Here is a 16,945-nt window from a genome sequence, read left to right on the forward strand (position 1 = left end):
GAAACGAGATTGATCTGCTGGCTATGGTAGCGACCCCTATCTACATCATCTGCTCTCCTAGCCCGCAGGTCGGAAAAACCCTCATCGCGCGCGTCCTGAGCGAGTTCTTGCTGCTCAAAGACGGTGCCGCCCTGTCGTTCGATGTCAATCTAAAAGAGCCATCACTGCTCGATTACCTGCCTATGATCACCGAGACCGCGGATGTGACCGACACTTACGGCAAGATGCAGTTGATGGACCCGCTTATCGTCCACGACCGGGTACCCAAGGTGATCGATCTCGGCTTCCATGCCTTCGACGAATTCTTCAAGATGTGCGAGGAAATCGGCTTCATAAAGGAGACGGCGCGCCGCTATGTCGCTCCTATCATTCTCTTCATCGCAGGCGCTGACCGCATTTCCTTGCGCGGTTATGACATACTGCGGCGGCAGATTCCGCCAGCATCGCTGGTCACCGTCCACAATGAATTTGCGCTGCGCGGCGGATTACCTGAAGTCATGGATGGCGAGCGGGTGCTCCGGATTTCCGCGCTGCCGCCGTTTCTCAAGAGATATATCGACCGACTTGGCTTTTCCTTTACCGGATATCTGCGGGACGAAAAGGACTGGTCCACCGAGCTACATCAGTGGATACGACGGAACTACACAATGTTCCGCGATCTAGAATCGAGTTTGATGCTGCGAAGATCCTATCGATCGCGGGGGACGAACATCGAGAGCCTGCGTTGCACAAAGGCAACTTGAGGCTGAGACTACTCGCCATCCACTCGTTAAGCTTATGAGCAGCCGTTTGACCGGCCGCCAATGGCTTTGGCCATGCTGATATGCACTGTGCGAATCCCCGTCTGGATTGGGTGCAATCAAGCGTACTTGTTGTTGAGCTCATCCGCCCCCAATCGCGCGACCGGCAACTGCCCTCTTGGGCTTTGCGGGCGACGAGACGCATCGATGATGCCAGCGGAGGAGCTCATAGCTCGAAGCCGAGCTCCCCGAGCACCCGGTCCATGACCGCGCCTTTGATCTCGCGGGCGATCTCGTTGCGTATCTGGGCGCCGAGCACTCGCTCGGCATCGGCGTCGCCTGTCAACCCATCCTCCGCCAGCCGCCGATCCAAGCGGGCTTGAAACGGCTCGCCCATCGCATCGACGAGCCGTTCCTGCATCTCAGCATAGTCTTCGGGCGCGATGCGCCTTAGCACACTTTCCCATGGCTGCCATCGGGTCGCCAGGAACTGCGCAAATTCGGTCGCTTCCTGGTTCCGCACTGCCGTCTCGGCCCTGGCGACATCGTCCCCGGTAACGTGAGAGACGCTCATGAAGCGCATATCGGGAGCGATGTGCCGCAGCTTCCAGCGCATCACGCAATTGGGTTTGGTAGGCAAGGTAGACCTCGATCTCATCGACGTCCGTGTCCGGATCGGTTCGACGAAGCGAGTTGACGGTCCCGCGCGCGATTCGGTCCAGGGCCTCCAAGCGAAACATGACGCGGCCGTGCTGGAGCAGTTCGCCAAGGCGTCCGTCATAGGCGCCGTCCTCGACATCCGCGTTCACACGTGCGCTCTGCATGCCGTTCCAGGTCAAAGTGATGCGATCTTCGCAGCTCGCGCTCGCTCCGGAGGCCAGTTCGAAATACTGCTCGCGTAAATTCGGCCTGATGACTGCCTGCCGCAGATCTTCGACGACCGCGTGCCGGAACGCGTCGTTACCATAGTTCACGGTGCCGCGGAGCCTGTCGAGAAAGCGTGCATAATCTAAGGCACCCGGCTCTTCGGCGAAGGCCTGCCAAGCGGTTATTGCTGCCGGCTCGCCCTCGAGCCAGTGCGCGACAACCTCCTGCAGCGACCGCGGCTCAACTTGCACCGCGCCTGCGGTGTTCGAGAAGAAAACCTGCGGGCCGGCATAGTCTCCGGCATGCATGGCAGTCGCCAGGCCGGCCAGCACCGCGTCGGACAGAGGATTGTTCTCCAGATCAACACTCGCGTCGCGGCTTAGCTGTGTCAGCATAGTCTCGGGCACGCTGGTTAGCTGGTTGTTGCTGGCGCCAAGCCATAGCAGCTCGGCCGGAAACGTCTCGGGCAGACTGGTCAGCCGATTATGGCTGGCACTAAGCCATTCAAGCCCGGCCGGAAGAGGCTCGGGCAGATCGGTCAGCTGGTTATAGTCGACATTCAGGTGCTCGAGCCCGGCTGGAAGCTCGGGCAGACGCGTCAGCCGATTACCCGAGACGTCCAACTCCTGAAGCGTCGCTGGAAGGCGATCGGGCAGACTGGATAACTGATTGTTGTCGACATTCAGGCGCCGCAATCCAGGCGGCAGCTCTGTGGGCAGGCTGGACAGCCCATTGCTAATGGCATAGAGCCGCCGCAGACCGGGCGGAAGCTCGGGCAGGCCGGTCAGCCGATTATTGTTCGCGTAGAGCCGCTGCAGACTGGCCGGAAGAGTTTCGGGAAGGCTGCTCAGCTGATTGTCGTCGACATTCAGGCGGCGCAAGCCGGCCGGGATCGGGGCCGCCAAATTGGTCAGTGACAGGGACGACAGATCTATTGGCTCATTGAGATCGCCCGTGTCACTCCAGGCCCTCATTCGACTTACCACCAGCTGCCGATCCTCATGCTGCCCCTGCCCGTCTTCGGCAGCCCAATCCGTCAAGACCTGATCCGGCAAGTCGGCAGACGCCTGCGCTTCCGTCAAGGCTTCGTCCCATTGCGATGCGGCCGGTGACCCTGGTTCGGAGCTTTCCCAATCGGAAGCTTCGGAAGGAGCCCCAGTGCCAAGCTGTTCTGCATTCACAGATGTCGTCTCTTCGGTTGCTAAAGGAAGCAAATGCACCGGGGCGGCGTATCATGAAGCCGGTAGAGCCCCGCTATGGATGCGCTTCATCGGCTGACGAGAGCACATCACGAAGCGGTCGCCACGCAGGGCTTGGTGCGATTACTCTGCGCCCGATGGCGACCGAGGACCAATCTCAAGGGGCCTCGCTCGCGGATCGGGTTGATACTGGAATCCATCTCCCCTTTCCTGCCATGCCTGAGCACATCGAGCCGGCCTTGCCAGCAATTCGGGACATTCAGCCTACGAGATATAGCTGTCGACAAGCTGACAGCCTCGAAGCGATGATCAATGCGCCGCCCAACTTTCCTTCGATGCTTCTCGACGCTTAGGCGCAGCGCTCCGCAAAAAGTCCGACGGGAACGAAACAGTTTCCAGCTCGGTAAATTTGGTGTCCGAGCGGCGGCACGCCGGCAGCGTGATGCTGACAGGACGGCGACGTTGCCGCTCCTGTGCGGTCGAGGCTACCCCTTCCTGGGAGACGTTGTGTTGATCGACGAGCCGAACGCTCGTAGATTTTTGCGCGTAACGCGCTCGCTCTTCACCGATGGCCAAGGCGCACACCCAATCAGCAAAGCCGACCTGAATGATTAGCCTTCAGCTACTAACGACCGCGGACATGATCCTCAAGCTCGACTGGCGCTTTCGCGGCTTGCGGCAAGCAAGCGGTGATTCCGCTCGGGGATCCCTCCCGAGTCGAACAGACACCGCACATCACTGTCGGCATCGAATTTCCTTACGTTGCGCTCAGTGTAGCCAACCCTCGCCGCGACCAACGAACTCAAGCACCGACTGCGCTTGGTTGATCTCGCGCGACACGCGCTTCAATATCCGTATTGCGACCTCTTCCGTCGCGATCAACCCCGCTCTTTCGCAGGCCAGCCCGAAATGATACATCACCTGTTCGTCGGATGGCGCGATACGATTCTGAAACAAGCTGATCGTCAATGATGAGAGCATATGCTCGACGACGTCGTTTTCAGCCTGACTCACGAATCTACGTCCTTCTGATTAGTCGCTCAATATTGTACAATATGGGCGTCGCCGATAGAGCTATGACACCTCTCATTGTTCCGGGTTGTCGTGCCATGGCATCGCCCCATGAGTATCGAACACCACTAGCTGGCGCTTTCTTTCCTCGATCGCCCCATCTGGTAACATCGCTTCTCCTCTCACGGGCCTACGCGGTCTCAGACGCGAGTTGCAGCTCCCTGACGATCTCGGTCACCCTCCCTTGCCCGGCGGCGTAGTGCGGCCACTTGCTAAAGCCACACAGCAAATTCTCCGCTTCCAGCTTGGTAAAATTAAGGAGCCTGATACCGCGACCAAGGACCTCATTGACGATCGTGATCGTGGCTTGGCGAGCGGCACTTTCTTGTGGCGATCTGTTGAAGCCGATCAGCAGGCCCCTGAGATCCTGGGTAGTGAAATCCGAGAGCCCCGTCCTCCGATCGGCGCGGCGAAGGACCTCGCCTGCGAGCACGACGGTCACTTGACCGCACGGCAGCTCGTCCGGCCAGTTACTGAAGCCGCTGACTAGGTTCGCAAGTCCCTGCTGTGAGAACTCGCAGAGCTGAGCGGCGCGGCGCAGGACCTCGCGAGCGAGTGCGACCGCGGCTCGGCGAGACGCGGCCTCTTCGGGCCACTTACTAAAACCGTTCACCAGGTTTGACAGCCCCTGCTGAGTCAGATCGGGGAGCTGAGCAGCACGGCAAAATACTTCACCCGCGATCGCGACCGCAGCCTTACGGCAAGTCGCATCTTCAGGCCATTTGCAGAACCCGTTCACCAGGTTCGCCAATCCTTGCTGGGTATAATGCGGAAGCTGGACGGCACGGCGCAGGAGCTCACTTGCGATCGCGACTGTTGCCTGACGAGATGCATTCTCCTCTGGCCATTTGCTGAAGCCATTCACCAAATTCGCCAGATCCTGCTCGCTGAACTCGTGGAGCCGCGTCGCACGTCCAAGCACTTCGATTGCAACCGCGACGGTGACTTGACCACAGGGCAACTCCTCAGGCCACTTGCTAAAACCGTTTACAAGGATGGCCAACCCCTGCTGAGCGAAATCGGCGACCCGGCGGGGGCGCCGCAAGATTTCCAGTGCAAGCGTGGTCGCGGCTTGGCGCGAGGCCGCCTCTTCTGGCCATTTGCTAAATCCGTTTACCAGGCTCACCAAGCCTTGCTGTCTAAATTCAGAGAGCTGATGGTGGCTGCCCGCTCGGCGGATGACCTCGCCCGCGATTGCAACCGCGGCCTGTCGAAAGTCACTCCCTTCCGGCCACTTGCTGAAGCCGTTTATCAGCCCTGCCAGGCTGAGATTGTTCAATTCTTGAAGCGATCTGCTTTCCTCGCGACAAAATTTGGCTATTCGGACCGCCCCATGGCGACATTCCGCTCTCCTGGCGTGCCTGCCGAATGATGCCGCAAATATGGAAAGCGCCCTGATACCGATCTTCTTCATCAGAGCATGGTCCAGCTGCGACACGCGAGAAGCTATTCTCTCGCAAGTATCCCGACCCGCCTGACCTCCAGCCCTTCGGCTCACCGCATTGCATGTCGTCGCATAGCCCCACGATTTCTCTGCACGGATGCTTTCCTCGAAACTCGGTAGAAATCTGGATTGAAACTCAACGGCTGCTTGTTGCAGAAACACCGGCAGGTCCGCCTTGTACAGTTGCTTGTCGCGCCTGACGACTGCAGTCGAGAATTCAACAATGCCGACAGCGCGATCGATTTCGCTTAACGCCGTCGTGAGACTAGTTTGAACGGACATAAGACCTTCCGAGCTTTCATCGAAGCACCCTGCGGCTATATGCAAGCAGTCATCGTCTCTGGCTGGATATTAATCGTCCACGCTCTTTGCAGCATCTGCCTGCGAGCGCCGGGCTGTTCACTCTGCGCACTTGCCCTGCGCGACCAAACAACGTGATTGCAGTTGTGGCCAACCACATTTTGCTGCCCGTTTCATTTCATCGTTCCAGCCATATGGCGACACCATTTGCCAGCCCTTGACAATGGCTGGCCCAGCGTTCCCGTGGCGATGGTGCAACTGCCCTTCCTGGCCATCGCGTGAACAAGATTGGCAATCAGCCAGCCATTCCCCCTCATCTCGATTTGCCAATGAGCCGTCGACGCGCGCCCCATCCCGAGCTTTGTCTTGATGCATCGGCAAGTCTACAACCTGTCGCAGCGTGAGATTCAAGCTGTAAATCGACCTCCTGAGGCGCAGGCGGATTGTACAAGGCGGATATCGATTGCAACGATTTCCGGTGGAGTGGCTATTCAGCTCGACACCGCGTCCAGCTACATTTGCCGTCGATAGCTGCGATTCCACCCTTGGCTCATGCGCTTTGTTTGATCGGTTCGCGAGCGCCGTCGGTCGCGCTCAGGCCCGCCCCACCCTTCCCCATAGGGAGAACATTTTCGCCATCCCATTTCCCATGCTGTGGATGAGGGCCCTCAGGTCGCGCCCAGCCTGGACAATCAACAAAGCCACCGGACGCTTGTAGGTTTTGGTGCTATAAAGACCTTCGCGACATGCGCCATGCTTTACCAGCTCATGCTAAAGCCACCTAATGCCGGACGTGACTTAGCATCTCACCATCCTTGGTATCTGATACGCACAAATAAATTGTAGAGCGCAGGAATTGTGCAAGATACGCCATCACGGCGCAGTGAAAACCCGTGGAACTGCCACGATTTTTCGTTAGACGCGGGCCGCAAGGTGATATCGATTAACAGGAGCCTTGTACCAATCCAACTGCTCGCCACATCTGCGGAGAAACGGGTGGGAAGTCGCAAGTCCTCAGACGGAATTATTCGACATGAATGCGGCGGCACCGGTACTCATGACGATCCGCGTGCGTAATGCTCGAATGGCAAAGTGAACTACATCTGCAATGACTTCGATCGACGATAGATTAAGTGAGATCAGGTGGCTGCGGAACGAGATCTGGCGCTGCCGTCGGTTACTTAAAACGGGCCTATCTGGCGCAGAGCGCAAGGGCATTGAGAAGCACCTGCTCGAACAGCTGTCTGCCTTTGAGCGGCTCTTGTCGACGACGTTTCCTTTGGCCTTGAACCCTAAAGTGAATTCGACCAAGAGCACCACGCCCCCGCCAAGCGGCTCCTCTGAAGCGCCCATCGAAAACGCCGCAATGGCATCAAGCAGTTCCTTCTCGAATTCGATTGGGAGCTAACCTCAGCAGTTTCTCGGCTCGATTCGCACTCTCCAGCCCAACCTAATCCAAAGGCGACGATATCTGGAAGAGCGCGATCGAATGTGCCCGACGCGAGCATTCCGGCGATCTTTTGCCAAGCATAGTCGATCTGGTCACCTGCTGGAAATGCTAGGCCGCCGACAACAACGCCATATTAATGGACAACACGAATTCCTGAACGATGTGCGGCCTGACGACTTCCGTCGTTGAACCGGATTCGTTCGTCGGACCATTTCCAGCCAGACGGCGGTAACTTCGCGGTTGCCTTGTCCGACGAACGGACTGCAGCGCCGGCATCCGCCGTAGTAGCACATCGAACCTCAGAGCGCACCATGACCTCGTAACACGCGTGATGGCCCAGTCGATCGCCGAATGAGGTCGATCGAAGTCCAGTGCCGCGGTTGGATGAGCTCCGACTCGGTAGCGTGACGTTCCAGCGCGATAGACTTTCGAACAGCAAGCTGGTCAAAGTCCGGCGCCAATCAGCCTGGAACACGGCACCGTGCGTCTACCTCTGTAACCTCTGCTCGGACGGCTCACTCTCGATGAAGGACGATCGGAACTCTATTGAGGCGTCGTTTCGGTCCGCCGTTTCTGTCCGCCGCAGTTGGCATCGCGCGGCGACATTCGACGCCCAAGCTTTTGAAATTGTCCCTAAGACAAAACATGGCTGCGTCTACATCCCTCCGTCCTGTGAAGCGCTCACAGAAGCGCATTACGTCTGGTCTGCACGACGTGAGGACCTCTTCGGCCCGCCGATCTCGCGCGCATGCGTATCCTGTGCACCACATGGCTGCGATCGCGATCGCAGCAAGGGTAGTTGCGCAGCGGCCGTTGTAGGTCCACCCCATTCGTCGCTCTTGATTCACCAAACCCTTCTTAAGCCGCATATCCTTCACTATTGTTATTTTCCCAACGAGCATCATCTGTTTTCCAGGAACCAGGCGGCAGCTCGGCAGCAGCCGTCGTGGCGCCGCCGCAATCATTACGGTCTCCCGAATCATCGTCTCACTACGCGCAACACGTTCACTGCGAAGACCGAGAGGTCGGTTGCGCTTTGCAGCGCGCGCAATGCGCTCCAGCCTTTGTGACATTCGCGAAGCTAGTTCCCAATGTGGCGTCCCCTGGTGCGAGAGTTCTACTTCGCAATGCCTACAACCTGACGCTACGATCGATTCAAGCATTTTGAGCGTCTAGCGAGCATAAATACGCCCTGAGACAGGCACATCCGCATTGTGGACGAACTCCCGCCAGCTGCACGCTTCACCGTTGCAGTGTACGACACGTCACCGGTGTTGGTCGATGATCGCTCGGCTTGGTGTTGAGATTGAAGGCGCAAAGGACACCCGCTGGGACGATCGGCGAGAAGTTGTCGCCGAGTCGGCTGGCTTGTTCGTCGTCCGAGCCAATGATCTTACCGTGGATTCCGCAGGCTTAGATTGCTTGCTGCTATTCCAGGTTTGCAACTGCTCGACCCCAGCTCAGCGGCTTCGGCCTTGAGCCCCGTTGGCACGGCAGTTGCTACTCGGCGCGTGAGCTGGGCGCAGCCTAGCCGCAACGCTGAAGATATCATTCGTCGTTGATTGCTGCGAGTCGTTCTTCGGACGGACTGAGTCGCGCGCACCGCTCTATGTTCGCGATTGCATAATCTACGACGAACGAGGCTTAATATGAGGAAACCAGCGGCAGACGGGCTTTACATCGTAGGCAAGCTATTTGTCGTGGCTATTGCCATTCTGGTTTCGTCAGCGGCAGGTGCCAATGATGATCTAATGAGCGCCGCCAGGCGACTATTCAAGCCGATCCCCTCAATGGTTCCAGCGGTCAAGGACAACCCGATCACTCACGAAAAGGTCACCCTTGGCAAATCCTTGTTCTTCGATCCGAGGCTTTCGGCGAGCGAGGTCATTAGCTGCAACACGTGTCATAACGTTGGGATGGGCGGGGTAGATGCCGGTCCGACTTCGATCGGTCATCGCTGGCAGCAGGGTACACGTCGCGCGCCAACCGTCTTCAACGCGGTCTTCAACGTGGCACAGTTCTGGGACGGGCGCGCGGCAGACCTCAAGGCGCAGGCCGCGGGACCTATCCAGGCCGGAGTCGAAATGAATGCGACGCCCGATCGCGTGCTCAGCACGTTGAATTCAATGACGGAATATGTCGTTATGTTCAGTAAGGCGTTCCCCAACGATGCGGCGCCCGTTACCTTTGCAAATTTTGCCAAGGCCATCGAGGCTTTCGAGGCGACCTTGATCACACCCGCCGCCCCTTTCGATCAGTACCTTGAGGGCGATGGATATGCTCTTAGTGACCACCAGAAAGCCGGGCTAAAGCTATTCATCGAAAAGGGATGCTCCTCTTGCCACAACGGAATTAATGTCGGTGGACAGGATTACTTCCCGTTCGGCGTGATTGAAAGGCCCGCCGCAAACTTGCTTCCGAGAGACGATAGGGGACGTTTTGCCGTCACTAAGAATCCTAACGATGAGTATGTTTTCCGCTCCGCGCCATTGCGTAACGTCGCATTGCGGTCTCCCTACTTCCATTCCGGTCAGGTCTGGAGCCTCAAACAAGCGGTTGGCGTAATGAGTGAGGTTCAACTCGGTATAAAACTGAGTGACAAAGAAACTGACGAAATTGTCGCCTTTCTAAACTCGCTTACCGGGCAGTTTCCGAAGATCGACTATCCGATACTGCCCACACGCACCAACGTCACCCCAAGGCCCTCTTTAGACAAATAGGCCGTCACGATCGCGACACTCCGTGTGATTAGCGTGAACGCAGGAGCTCGAGCACGAAAGCTTCTAGACCTCCAAGTCAAGCCCCCCAGGTTGCGAATAAGCCGACCTTCTCCTCCGGAGGATCAGGTCTGACAAACTGGATCATATCGCTTTGTGCGTTATTAGCGAGTTTGACGGTCGCCTGTTCGCCAACGCACCGTTTCCAAAGCGCAAGTGACGATGGTACCCCGCCCCGCTTCCATCTCATCGCCCTGCATGTGCGGTTGATGACGCGATCGTCCAAAACCCTACCATAAGATACGACCATCTTTGACGTCGGGCTGAGACCGATGCGAAGCCCCTTTGTCACGCCAGCCGCGCACCATATTCCCAGCAACGGCACGCGGATTGCTGGGCAAGGACTAACGTGCTGGCGCGAAGAAGGCGGCCGCAGCGGACCCGGAGTCAAAGATGAGGCTTATTCGGTTGATCTTGATCGATCTGACGTTGATGCTGCTTGCACCCGGGAGCGCAGAAGCCACGATTTTGGGCGCCGGCGTAGCCTTCACATCTGCTACCAAAGCTGTGGCGTCATGGGAGGGGATTTCGGCCGCAGAGCCAATCTTGAGCTCTGGCGCGAGCCGACAGCCTTCCCGTCAAACATCACAAGCGGCGCCAATTCAGCTTGCAACGAACACCCTCGGCCACCCGGCCAAGCCGGCTGAGCATTCCACGATGCTGGAATTGGGCTCTCCCTGCGTGATCGGCAAGCGCGCAGGGCAGCGTCCGATTACCTCGATCATCGACGGCTCGGAGATACTCAACAAGCCGCTTATCGTGACACCATCGATCTGTAATGCCGCAGCCACGCGTTATGTCCCCCTTGGGGAGGAGACACCGCGCTGGAACGCAACAGTCTGGACTCTCGGAGGCATGGTGATCGCGGCGATTCTGCTCGTGATCTTGGTAGAAAGATACATCACAGGCGCGGGCACGTGAGAGAAGCAAAACCTGGCTTTATCGAATTCGCCTTCAACGGCTCTATCGCAAACATCCCGTTAGTGGCCCAATTTAGCGTACCCGCGAAAGGCGTCACGGCAATTTTCGGCCCGCCTGGCTGCGGCAAGACCGCGGTCGCACGCTGCATCGCCGGCGTGCAGCGTCTGCCGGGTGGATTTTGCGCAATCGATGGCGAGATTTGGCAAGATCAAACGACGTTTCGGCCGCCTCATCTGCGTCCGGTCGCTTATGTATTCCAGCGCCCAATTCTTTTTTCTAATTTTTCCGTCAAGCGTACCCTTCTGTTCAACGCATCGAAATCGAAACCGACACTGATCGATTTTGATGGGGTGGTCGAATTGCTCGCCCTTACCCCACTGCTCGAGCGTTCGCCATCGCATCTTTCTGGCGCCGAGCGACAGCGCCTTGCCCTGGGCAGTGCGCTGCTAGCACAACCTCGACTACTTTTGCTTGACGACCCGCTCACTTTGCTCGACCGCTCCGCCAAATGCGAAATTTTGACATTTCTCGAGCTCATGCGGGAAAAGCTCCCATTGCCCATGATCTATGTCAGCCATGACATGGCTGACATCGAGCGCTTTGCCGATCATCTCGTCATGATGAAAGATGGCATTGTGACTGCGGCCGGGCCACTCAACGTCGTTCAGAGCGCCCCGGCGCTTGCCGCGCGCGGCGATGCGGCGGTCTGCCTTGATACCGTGGTCGGCGGCTATGACGGGCGCTATGGGCTCGTCATCCTCCGCCTCAAAGGAGCGCGCCTGTTGATCCCTGGAGCGCCTCTTAGGCCGGGCGCACAGCTGCGGCTGCGCGTCGCAGCCGACGATGTCAGCATCGCTTGCGAGCCACCGCGCGCCAGCTCTATCCTCAATGTTTTTCCGGCACGCATCAAGGCTTCTCTGCCGTTCGACGATGCCGAGGTCACCTTGGTCCTGGCTCTCGAAACTGGCCGTTCGGGCGTACCGCTTCTGGCCCGCATCCCGCGTCGCTCCTTTGATGCGCTACGGCTCAGCAATGGCACTGACGTATTCGCCGAGGTCGCGCGCGCCTTGCCGGTCGTAGTCCCAGAGCGGTTGCTCGTAAGGCCTTCCACATCAGCAGGAGGCGTTCGACAGACGAGCGCCGATACGAGAAACGAACAGCAATCGGAGTGCGACAGTGAGCGGCAATCTTGATGAGATAGATCCGAAGCATATTGCGGCCGTGTTCGACTGGCCAGACAATGTAGATATGCAGCAGGGCGATTTGGCCCAGAATCTCGCGCGGCGAGGCGTACGCGTCGGCGGCATCATCTGGCGACGTTTGACGGGCGCACACGGTACGCCCTGCTTGGTCGCAGGGGACATTACGTCAGGGCAACAAATCTCGATTTGCGAGCAAGTCGGCAGCGCAGTCTTGTCTTATAAGCTCGATATAAATGGACTTGCGAAGGCCGCAGCTATCGTTTCCCGAGCGCTTCGCCACCTGGTCAATCTCCTCGCGACGAGCACATTTTGCCGGCAGCAAGCAGCTGGCGGCAGCCTGCGCGCCGAATTCGTGGACCCAATTGGCCGTGGCGTACCACCTAGGATAGCCGTTCTAGTTACATGCCTTGCCGCCCGGCGAACTTGCACGGGTGATGTTGGCACGTTGCTACTTTGCGATCGCCAAATCGTTCAGCGATGGTGGCGCGATTTCCCCTCGCGCCTAGGACACAGCTGGGCTTTCCTCCCGAGCCGCGACTATTTAGGCACTATGATACCGGAGCGTTTGATGACGACTATACGACCAGCGGATACGTCCGCTCCGAAATAGCCCGTCGGGCTCCTTCGCCGTCTCTGAAAAAAGCCTTAGCTCGGGCCTCCGCTCCTCGTTACGAGACACCATGATGCATTATGCTTTGCGAACGCTCCGATTGCGGACGTTTAATCGGCGGGGAGTCGCAGTTCAAGCAGCTGCGCGCGCTATTCGGTTGAAGCCGACATCAGCCCCTCAGTCTGTTCTGCAGTGCCTGCCGATCGACGACGAGGTCGCTAAGGTTCAGATCTGGCTGCCGTCTTCCCGCCAACCGCCTGACCAGCGCCTGCGTCCCGTCGACCACAAAGACGCCGCATCATAGCCGTTCCTCTGCTGGCGTACGGAGGCGTCTTGCAGCCATCCGCGCTACGAGCATTGCTGCAGGTCTGTCGTTTTATCAGCGCGCGGAGTCGTAGTGGTAGGCAACCGGCCTGCCGCGATCGCGGCGGTCCACCAGCAACAACGACCAATGGGAGCCGCGGTGATCGAGGTCCGTGGCGCTGGCATCATTGACCGGCAAGAACAGGAAGTCGACCGACCTCTGCTTCTTGTTGCGCGCGCTGCAACTCCTGCTGCTCAGCGTACCAACATCCAATAGTTCGGATCGTTATAGACCGGTTCCACACCATTCTCCTTTGATGAGATGACTCTTCACAGCTGCACCAGCTCGCGCTCCGGTGCACTAATCACGGAGCCTCCGGCCTAAGGAAGCCGGACGCCAAGCTCGTCAAATTGAACAAAAGCGACTGTCCTCGCGCTCCTCTCTGGGCGCACGCATCACTCTTATCTGCCCGGCCCTGGCTGCTGCAGAGGGCGCTCCGGCCTCCAAGGCAATAGGTGCTTGCTGGATATCCTCAAAACAACCAAGAGAAACGAAAGCCAGATACTTGTCATTCGAAAAGCAAGGCGTTCGGCCACCCGCCCGGCTGGGGTCGCATGCGGCACATCGCGACAGAAAGCGGGCCGCGCCATTGCCGCTGGCCCCCCCGGATCTGCTATTGGCACTGCAGATTCTGCTTTGTCTCGACCCTTCAGTTTACGTCTCACATTAGCTACAACCAACCGGGTCGTACCTGCACAGAACATACTCCCGCGCACCATTAAAGGACCTGACATACTGAAGCCTCTCCTCGTGCTCACGAAGCCTCAGAGCCATGCCCTATGTACGATTGAAACTCTGCAACCTGACGCTACGTAGACTTCATGCCTTCGTTGCTGCCGCCGCGAGCCTGGTCGGTTATCATTCCCGTTTCAGGTGCGGCAAATCCTTGCAGCTTGGTGAGCTCCTGCCGTTTCGAGCGGGCTTAATGCGCGAGGGGAAATCTGCAGCCAAGCCGCTGCGCGGCGCAACTAGGGACAATCGGCTCTTGAAACTGATGGCATATCGTTTGCTTCATCAGCGTGGTCACCATGTCCGGAAAACAAACGTGTGAGGACCGCATGCTTGGAATTGGAAGTCAATTGCCGCCGTTCGAGATCACAGGCGTGAAGCCTGGCTTTCACGCGCACGACGAAGATGGGCAGAGTGCATTCGAGACATTGACCGAAGCTAGCTTTCCAGGAAAATGGAAGATCATCTTCTTCTATCCCAAGGACTTTACCTTCGTCTGTCCGACCGAAATCGCCGAGTTTGCCCGGCTTTCCAAGGAATTCGTTGACCGCGATGCAGTGATACTGGGGGGCTCGACTGACAACGAGTTCTGCAAGCTTGCGTGGCGACGCTCACATGTCGACTTGCAAAATCTGCCAATCTGGCAGTTTGCCGACACGAAGGGGACCTTGGTCGATGGCCTTGGTGTGCGTTCCCCCGAAGGGGTCGCGTATCGCTACACCTATATTGTTGACCCCGCCAACACGATCCAGCACGTCTACGCGACCAATCTCAACGTCGGACGCAGCCCCAAGGACACACTGCGCGTGCTGGACGCTCTCCAAACCGACGAGCTCTGTCCCTGCAATCGCGAAATCGGCGGCGAAGTCCTGAAGGTCGCTTGAGGCAGCATGTCGTCGATTGAACAATTGAACGAAAAGATCCCCGATTTCGCCAAGGACGTCAGGCTCAATCTGACTTCCCTGATGGCCGATGAGACACTCTCTCCGCAGCGGCAATACGGGCTTCTGCTGGCGAGCGCAATTGCCACCCGCAATGCAGACGTAATTGCCGCAATGGAATCCGCCGCGGCCGCCGTCATGACGCCCGTGGCGATCGCCGCAGCGAAATCCGTCGCCGCTGTGATGGCGATGAACAATGTCTACTACCGCTTCGTTTACCTGGCCTCCAATCCGGAATACAAGACGATGCCGCCACGGCTGCGCATGAACGTGATTGGCAGTCCAGGTGTTGACAAGTCTGATTTCGAGCTATGGTCGCTTGCTGTGTCCGCCATAAACGGCTGCGGTGCTTGTATCGATGCCCACGAGAAGACACTGCGAGCTGCGGGAATCAGCTCCGGAGTGATCCTCTCCGCCGTGCGATCTGCTGCGATCGTCCAATCAGTGGCGACTGCAATCGAGGCCGCTCGGCCGAGCTCATCCCAGGCAACGGGCTGATTTCTCCTCTGCCATCCGATCGATAGGGTGTGGCGCCGTTCCGTATCGCCACACCGGTTACCTTGAAACGTGCCTAGCTCGAATTGCTCGCGCCCGTGCCAGAGGCGGAACGCGCGAATATGCTAATGTTCCGACGCTTAGGGGCGGTTCGTACCACGGCTTCGTTCCATCCTCACCTTATCCTCAGCCAAACTTGAACAGCACCCCATATCCGCCGCGCGGGTAACTCCACTGGATATCGCCGGTGGGCTCGGCGATCACCCGGCAGGTACCGCACTCGATACAGCCGTCGACAGTCACCTCGACCCGCCCCTCATCGTTCAGCTCATAACATCGCGCGGGGCACGCTTTCAAAAGCGCGACTAGCTGCGGCGATGGGGACGTGTGTGCGCGAACCTTGACGTGCGGACGACCAATGTCGACAAGGTAGCGGTTGTAATACAGCTTGTCTTCCACGCGCACCGAGGGCTCGGCATCCATACTTTGTCCTTCCATAGTTGGAACTCACACTGTTGATAATTAGCGCCAGGCTCGCGCAAAACGACATGCATCGCCGAACAGACCGGTCCATGAGCGCGCCTTGACAAAGGATTTCAAGGTCGCATTCTCCTTCTCAACCTTGGGCGTACCATCGACCCGCACAAAGTTTTGCATTGCCTTAGAGATGAGCTGCGGATAGGTGAGAAAGAAGTTTTGTGAGTGAGTATGCATCAGGGGCGGCAAATCCTTGTACTTCTTGAGGTCCTTGATGACGAAGGACTCATCCAACATCTTCTTGTAGAGCGACAGATTTGTCGCTGTCATCGGCTCGCCGCGCGATTTAACCAGGCCGATCGCGTCGGCCGCTATGCGACCTGAGGTCATCGCGAGATTGGACCCCTCGCGATGAACGGCATTGTTGAGTTGCGCCGCATCGCCAACGACCACCCAGCCTTCCCCGTAGAGCTGCGGGATCGATTTGTAGCCTCCTTCAGGGATGAGATGCGCCGAATATTCCTTGACTTCGGAACCTGCGAGCAGAGGCAACACCGAGGGATGCCTTTTGAATTGATCGAGCAAGCCGTAGGGCGTCTGGCCGGTGCGCTGGAAATCGGCGACGAGACAACCGATGCCCAGCGAAATACACTCTTTGTTGGCATAGATGAAACCCATTCCGGTCATACCGCGGGAAATGGTGCCCGCCGCCTCGATCACGACGCCTTCTTCGCCCTTAAGATTGAAACGCGCTTCGATAGTCTCGCGAGGCAAGAAGTGCATTTCCTTGACGGCGAGCGCAACGTTATCGGGTGTCGGCCGCGCGCGCAGGCCCGCGCGCGTCCCAAGCAGACCATTGACCCCTTCAGCGAGCACGACGACATCGGCATGTATTTCGCCGTCGCGGCGATCTGTACGAACGCCGACAATTCTTTCACGCTCGTCGCGTACGAGCTCCGTCACGGTCGTCTCGCAGAGCACGGTCGCGCCGGCTTCGCGCGCCTTTGACGAGAACCATTTGTCAAACTGCGCGCGTATGATCGTGTAACGGTTCGGCCGCTCCTCGTTGAAGTCGTCCGAGCGGTAATGCATCCCGACATGCGAGCGGTCGTCCATCATCCAGAACCGTTGTTCAACCAGATGACGTTCGAGCGGCGCCTCTTCGCGAAACTCGGGAATTAGCTTTTCCATCATGTCCGCGTAGAGGATTGCGCCCTGCACATTTTTCGATCCAGGATATTCGCCGCGCTCGAGCTGCAGCACCTTCATGCCTTGCCTGGCCATGGACAGCGCCGCCGCGTTACCAGCCATACCGGCTCCTACCACGATGGCATCGAACCTCTCTTCAATCATCATAA

At 58.1% G+C, this 16,945-nt stretch carries 13 protein-coding genes and 1 pseudogene; 7 read left to right on the forward strand and 7 right to left on the reverse strand.

The window, feature by feature from the left end; translation table 11 throughout:
* Positions 1-23: 23 nt before the first annotated feature.
* Entirely contained in the window at positions 24-743 is a 720-nt protein-coding gene (locus ACVILL_RS06115; protein WP_456728275.1) for a hypothetical protein, read from the forward strand.
* Between the two features lie 223 nt (positions 744-966).
* On the opposite strand, the pseudogene ACVILL_RS06120 reads toward ACVILL_RS06115, so the two are convergent.
* The 4 genes and pseudogenes from ACVILL_RS06120 to ACVILL_RS06135 all read right to left on the reverse strand — a co-directional run bounded on the left by ACVILL_RS06120 (position 967) and on the right by ACVILL_RS06135 (position 6,974).
* Positions 967-2,788: pseudogene (locus ACVILL_RS06120) on the reverse strand (NEL-type E3 ubiquitin ligase domain-containing protein).
* Positions 2,789-3,574: 786 nt separating this feature from the next.
* On the reverse strand, positions 3,575-3,820 hold the full coding sequence (locus tag ACVILL_RS06125; protein WP_244485016.1) for a hypothetical protein: 246 nt from the start codon (positions 3,818-3,820) through the stop codon (positions 3,575-3,577).
* 187 nt (positions 3,821-4,007) lie between these two features.
* Positions 4,008-5,603 carry a hypothetical protein gene (locus ACVILL_RS06130; RefSeq protein ID WP_456728276.1) on the reverse strand — a complete coding sequence of 532 codons (1,596 nt, stop codon included), beginning with the start codon at positions 5,601-5,603 and terminating at the stop codon, positions 4,008-4,010.
* A 1,032-nt stretch (positions 5,604-6,635) separates the two neighbouring features.
* Positions 6,636-6,974, reverse strand: coding sequence for a hypothetical protein (locus tag ACVILL_RS06135; protein WP_456728277.1), 339 nt, complete (start codon positions 6,972-6,974; stop codon positions 6,636-6,638).
* A 1,746-nt stretch (positions 6,975-8,720) separates the two neighbouring features.
* Between ACVILL_RS06135 and ACVILL_RS06140 the strand changes: the two genes are divergently transcribed.
* The 4 genes from ACVILL_RS06140 to ACVILL_RS06155 all read left to right on the forward strand — a co-directional run bounded on the left by ACVILL_RS06140 (position 8,721) and on the right by ACVILL_RS06155 (position 12,581).
* Positions 8,721-9,791 (forward strand): cytochrome-c peroxidase, encoded by a 1,071-nt coding sequence (locus ACVILL_RS06140; RefSeq protein WP_456728278.1) that lies wholly within the window; start codon positions 8,721-8,723, stop codon positions 9,789-9,791.
* Positions 9,792-10,241: 450 nt separating this feature from the next.
* Positions 10,242-10,769 (forward strand): hypothetical protein, encoded by a 528-nt coding sequence (locus ACVILL_RS06145; protein ID WP_456728279.1) that lies wholly within the window; start codon positions 10,242-10,244, stop codon positions 10,767-10,769.
* Positions 10,766-11,962, forward strand: a complete 1,197-nt coding sequence (gene modC / locus ACVILL_RS06150) for a molybdenum ABC transporter ATP-binding protein (RefSeq protein ID WP_456728280.1) — start codon at positions 10,766-10,768, stop codon at positions 11,960-11,962. Before ACVILL_RS06145 ends, modC begins: the two co-directional genes overlap by 4 nt.
* A gap of 28 nt (positions 11,963-11,990) precedes the next feature.
* The gene (locus tag ACVILL_RS06155) at positions 11,991-12,581 is read left to right on the forward strand and encodes a DUF2478 domain-containing protein (protein ID WP_456734185.1); all 591 of its coding nucleotides are present in this window, start codon (positions 11,991-11,993) and stop codon (positions 12,579-12,581) included.
* A gap of 379 nt (positions 12,582-12,960) precedes the next feature.
* On the opposite strand, the gene ACVILL_RS06160 is transcribed toward ACVILL_RS06155, so the two are convergent.
* Positions 12,961-13,158: a Ulp1 family isopeptidase gene (locus tag ACVILL_RS06160; protein WP_456728281.1), complete on the reverse strand. Its 198-nt coding sequence runs from the start codon at positions 13,156-13,158 to the stop codon at positions 12,961-12,963.
* Between the two features lie 845 nt (positions 13,159-14,003).
* Here ACVILL_RS06160 and ACVILL_RS06165 point away from each other — a divergent pair.
* Both ACVILL_RS06165 and ACVILL_RS06170 read left to right on the forward strand, forming a co-directional pair.
* Positions 14,004-14,558 carry a peroxiredoxin gene (locus tag ACVILL_RS06165; RefSeq protein WP_456728282.1) on the forward strand — a complete coding sequence of 185 codons (555 nt, stop codon included), beginning with the start codon at positions 14,004-14,006 and terminating at the stop codon, positions 14,556-14,558.
* A gap of 6 nt (positions 14,559-14,564) precedes the next feature.
* A complete protein-coding gene (locus ACVILL_RS06170) occupies positions 14,565-15,113 on the forward strand; it encodes a carboxymuconolactone decarboxylase family protein (RefSeq protein WP_456728283.1) in 549 nt (182 codons plus the stop codon).
* A 183-nt stretch (positions 15,114-15,296) separates the two neighbouring features.
* Here ACVILL_RS06170 and ACVILL_RS06175 read toward each other — a convergent pair whose 3' ends face one another.
* Positions 15,297-15,593: a ferredoxin family protein gene (locus ACVILL_RS06175; protein WP_157348532.1), complete on the reverse strand. Its 297-nt coding sequence runs from the start codon at positions 15,591-15,593 to the stop codon at positions 15,297-15,299.
* Positions 15,594-15,632: 39 nt separating this feature from the next.
* Positions 15,633-16,940: an FAD-dependent oxidoreductase gene (locus ACVILL_RS06180; protein WP_456728284.1), complete on the reverse strand. Its 1,308-nt coding sequence runs from the start codon at positions 16,938-16,940 to the stop codon at positions 15,633-15,635.
* Positions 16,941-16,945: the final 5 nt, after the last annotated feature.

The sequence above is a fragment of the Bradyrhizobium sp. USDA 3364 genome, from assembly GCF_054056355.1.

What these genes read in the sequence shown, in the direction of transcription:
- ACVILL_RS06115 (WP_456728275.1), top strand. Translation starts at nt 24, where the DNA reads ATGGTAGCGACCCCTATCTACATCATCTGCTCTCCTAGCCCGCAGGTC.
- ACVILL_RS06130 (WP_456728276.1), bottom strand. Translation starts at nt 5,603, where the DNA reads ATGTCCGTTCAAACTAGTCTCACGACGGCGTTAAGCGAAATCGATCGC.
- ACVILL_RS06135 (WP_456728277.1), bottom strand. Translation starts at nt 6,974, where the DNA reads ATGGGCGCTTCAGAGGAGCCGCTTGGCGGGGGCGTGGTGCTCTTGGTC.
- ACVILL_RS06140 (WP_456728278.1), top strand. Translation starts at nt 8,721, where the DNA reads ATGAGGAAACCAGCGGCAGACGGGCTTTACATCGTAGGCAAGCTATTT.
- ACVILL_RS06145 (WP_456728279.1), top strand. Translation starts at nt 10,242, where the DNA reads ATGAGGCTTATTCGGTTGATCTTGATCGATCTGACGTTGATGCTGCTT.
- ACVILL_RS06165 (WP_456728282.1), top strand. Translation starts at nt 14,004, where the DNA reads ATGCTTGGAATTGGAAGTCAATTGCCGCCGTTCGAGATCACAGGCGTG.
- ACVILL_RS06170 (WP_456728283.1), top strand. Translation starts at nt 14,565, where the DNA reads ATGTCGTCGATTGAACAATTGAACGAAAAGATCCCCGATTTCGCCAAG.
- ACVILL_RS06175 (WP_157348532.1), bottom strand. Translation starts at nt 15,593, where the DNA reads ATGGATGCCGAGCCCTCGGTGCGCGTGGAAGACAAGCTGTATTACAAC.
- ACVILL_RS06180 (WP_456728284.1), bottom strand. Translation starts at nt 16,940, where the DNA reads ATGATTGAAGAGAGGTTCGATGCCATCGTGGTAGGAGCCGGTATGGCT.